Genomic DNA, 3,233 nt, shown 5'->3' on the forward strand with positions numbered 1-3,233 from the left:
TCGTCTCCTTTTATAGGTTGCATAGAAAGCCGTTTTTTAGGAATTTTAGCTAACTTTTAAACACCTAAACACAATATGTTGTGGTTTCGCTAGGTAAGGCTACTATATAGAGGCTGAGTAGTTACAATATATCAATGTAACTACTCAGGTAAATAGACTGAAGACTGAAGGCTGAAGGTGGAAGGCTTTTAGGGACAAGTGTGGTGAGTAGATGATTGAACTTCAGCCTTCAGCCTATCTACCTGAGTAGTTACCATTATGCATCGCAATATTTCGACCTGTACGGTTAGGTTGTAGACTACTGACGCTGAAAGCGTCGAATTTTAAATAGCCGTAGATGCAATCTACGGAAACAAATCGCCACGCTCGACCCTGTAAGGGTCGAATATTATCCATCGCCTAGAATTCAACCCTTTCAGGGTTGAGATGTTCGTAGCTGTTTCGCCTTCCACAGGTTTCACCTGTGGTTATGTAAAATTCAAACCTTTCAGGTTTGAAGGGAATTGCTTGTAATCTCTAACCGTACAGGTCGCAATATTTTAATTGAGGAAGCGGAGGGAAATAAAGTGGCTGACCAAAATGAATTCTATGGTAAGATTTTAATCTCAGGAATCATTACCCTGAAGACTGGCTTGCATATTGGACGTCCTCAAATCTATTCGGGAGTGTGGGGCCTTTCCGGGGCCATTATCAGAGATGAGCTGAGTGGGGCGCCTTATATTCCGGGTTCAAGCCTCAAAGGGGCCTTAAGGTCTCTTCTGACCAAAGCTTATACCAAAAAAACCCCCTCAGCTAAGTCTATCCATAGCTGCACCAAAGAAAAAGAATATCACACCTGCCCTGTTTGTAATATATTTGGTATGCCCACCGAGGCGGTTGATTTCGCCGTTCAGCCTGGGCGTCTTATTGTGCGGGATGCCCATCTTACTCCGGAATCGACGGCTGACCTCTTAAGGTTTGACACGGAAATACCTTATACCCAGGTAAAAAGGGAGGTGGCTTTAAATAGGGTTTCCCTGGTGCCAACAGTCAGAGAGATAGAAACTGTGCCGGCCGGTGCTGAATTCGGCTTCGAATTTATCTTTACCCTCTATGCCCCGAATGATCTTTCTTTACTAAATGAAGTATTTCTGGGAATGAGGCTTTTAGAAGAAGATTATCTGGGCGGCGGCGGCTCTCGGGGGTTGGGTCAAATCAGGTTTGGTCAATTTGTCCGCCTCAAAGATGGCCTGCTTAATTTTGACCAGATGAAGAAAGGCTTGAGAGTAGAATATCGATCCCTTAAATATTACCAGGGAGAGGCTGAACCATTGATTTTAATCCAGGAAGAACAGCCGCTTAGTCTTACCAAGCTGAAAAAGCAATTTAAGACATTGATTCAGGATAAGGTGAAATTATAGTTTCGAGTTTCAGGTTTAAGCCGAAACTCGAAACTCGAAACTCGAAATGATATATCTTTGCAAGATCAAACCCAAAGGGCCTCTTTTAGTGAATGAAAATAGAGCGGCTATTATTCATTCAGATACTATCTTTGGCCTGCTGATAAATAAGTCTGTCCAGTTGTTCGGTGAAAAAGCGGTTACTCCATTGACCAAAGGTGATAAGCCCCCTTTTTTCAACTCCTCGGTGTTTCCTTTTTATAAAGACATCCTTTTTCTTCCCAGGCCCTTGCGGCCGCCAACCCTGATAAAACAACAAGCAAATGATATGGTTATCAAAAGGTCCCTGAACGAAATCAAGTTTCTCTCGCCTGATAATTTCTTTAAATTTTTAGAAGATAAAGAAGAGGCCGAGAAGAGGGAAGGGAGTACCCTGATCGGAAGGGGCGGTCGAGACATGATGGCCAAAGATAAAATTATGGTAAAAAGAGATAAAGAAGAAAAAGGCTTGCATATCAAGCCGGAGATGATCTTTGACCACCTCCTGGTAACCCGGGAAGAGAGAAATGAATTGGAAAGGGAGGGCGTCAAGACTCTTTTTTACAAGTCATCTTTAGCCAGAGTCAAGCCTTATCCGGCCTATGAACTGAGATTCAACCCCAATATTGACGGCGGGCTTTACTTTTTTATCCAGATTAATCTTGATTCTGGGGTAAAACAGGTAATGGGGGCAGTAAGACTTCTTCAGGATGAGGGGCTGGGTGGGGGACGCAGTACCGGCGGCGGGGCCTTTGAACTTTTATCTCTGGAAGAATATAAAGGAGACCTTTTTAATCATTCTTCGAAGCGTGGTTTTGTTACCCTGTCTCTTTATCATCCCCGGGAAGGAGAGGTCAAAAGCGGCGTCTTAGAGGGAGGCGCTTATCAACTGGTAACTCGGGGCGGGTTCATTGGAATAACTGGTCTGAGAAAGAAGCGGATAAGGCTATTCTCTGAGGGGTCGTGTTTTAGAAATAGTGAGATGTTTAAGGGGCAAATACTGGACCTCACCCCGGAAGGATTTACCGAGTATCGTGTCTATCAGCACGGGATGGCCTTTAAGTTGGAATTTTGAAAATCAGAACACCGAAGACATCGGGGCGAGGTGTCCTGTATTCTACCTAATAGATGGAGGTCGGTTATGGCAGTAGCATTTGACACCTTACAAGTCTTTGACGAACTTAAGGAAGCCTTTACCGAAGAACAGGCGCATAAACTTTCTAAGGTCATCAAGGAAGCGCAGGAGATCCATCTTGAGGAATTGGCGACTAAGCGTGATTTAGCTGAATTGAAGCATGAATTGAAGCGTGATTTAGCTGAATTGGAACTTCGCCTCAAGCACGATTTGACGCTTCGACTGGGCGGCATGTTAGCCATAGGGATTGGGATTGTGGCTGCCTTAGTCAAGATACTGTGATCTGGGCCTTGATCAATTTACGAATAGCCTGGGTGTCTGTTGGCCTGGTGTTCTGTATTCTGACTATAGATGGAGGTCGGTTATGGCAGTAGCATTTGACACCTTACAAGTCTTTGACGAACTTAAGGAAGCCTTTACCGAAGAACAGGCGCATAAGCTCTCTAAGGTTATCAAGGAAGTGCAGGAGATCCATCTTGAGGAATTGGCGACTAAGCACGATTTAGCTGAATTGGAACTTCGCCTCAAGCACGATTTGACGCTTCGACTGGGCGGCATGTTAGCCATAGGGATTGGGATTGTGGCTGCCTTAGTCAAGATGCTGTAATCTGTGTCTGGTGTTCTACCTACCAGACACCAGACTACTCATCACCCGTTCAGCGGGCGCTTTGCGCCCGCTG

The 3,233-nt window shown here is 44.8% G+C and carries 4 protein-coding genes; all 4 read left to right on the plus strand.

Going from position 1 to position 3,233, the window contains the following annotated elements:
- Positions 1-566 precede the first annotated feature (566 nt).
- The 4 genes from csm3 (at position 567) to AB1797_13750 (ending at position 3,160) form a co-directional block, all read left to right on the plus strand.
- Positions 567-1,400, plus strand: a complete 834-nt coding sequence (csm3, locus tag AB1797_13735; GenBank protein MEW5768647.1) for a type III-A CRISPR-associated RAMP protein Csm3 — start codon at positions 567-569, stop codon at positions 1,398-1,400.
- Positions 1,401-1,446: 46 nt separating this feature from the next.
- Complete coding sequence (csm4, locus tag AB1797_13740) at positions 1,447-2,493, plus strand: type III-A CRISPR-associated RAMP protein Csm4 (GenBank protein MEW5768648.1); 1,047 nt, start codon at positions 1,447-1,449, stop codon at positions 2,491-2,493.
- Positions 2,494-2,559: 66 nt separating this feature from the next.
- Entirely contained in the window at positions 2,560-2,835 is a 276-nt protein-coding gene (locus tag AB1797_13745; protein ID MEW5768649.1) for a hypothetical protein, read from the plus strand.
- Between the two features lie 82 nt (positions 2,836-2,917).
- Positions 2,918-3,160, plus strand: a complete 243-nt coding sequence (locus AB1797_13750) for a hypothetical protein (GenBank protein ID MEW5768650.1) — start codon at positions 2,918-2,920, stop codon at positions 3,158-3,160.
- The last annotated feature ends 73 nt before the right edge of the window (positions 3,161-3,233 follow it).

It is taken from the genome of bacterium (genome assembly GCA_040753085.1).
GTDB lineage: Bacteria > UBA9089 > JASEGY01 > JASEGY01 > JASEGY01 > JASEGY01.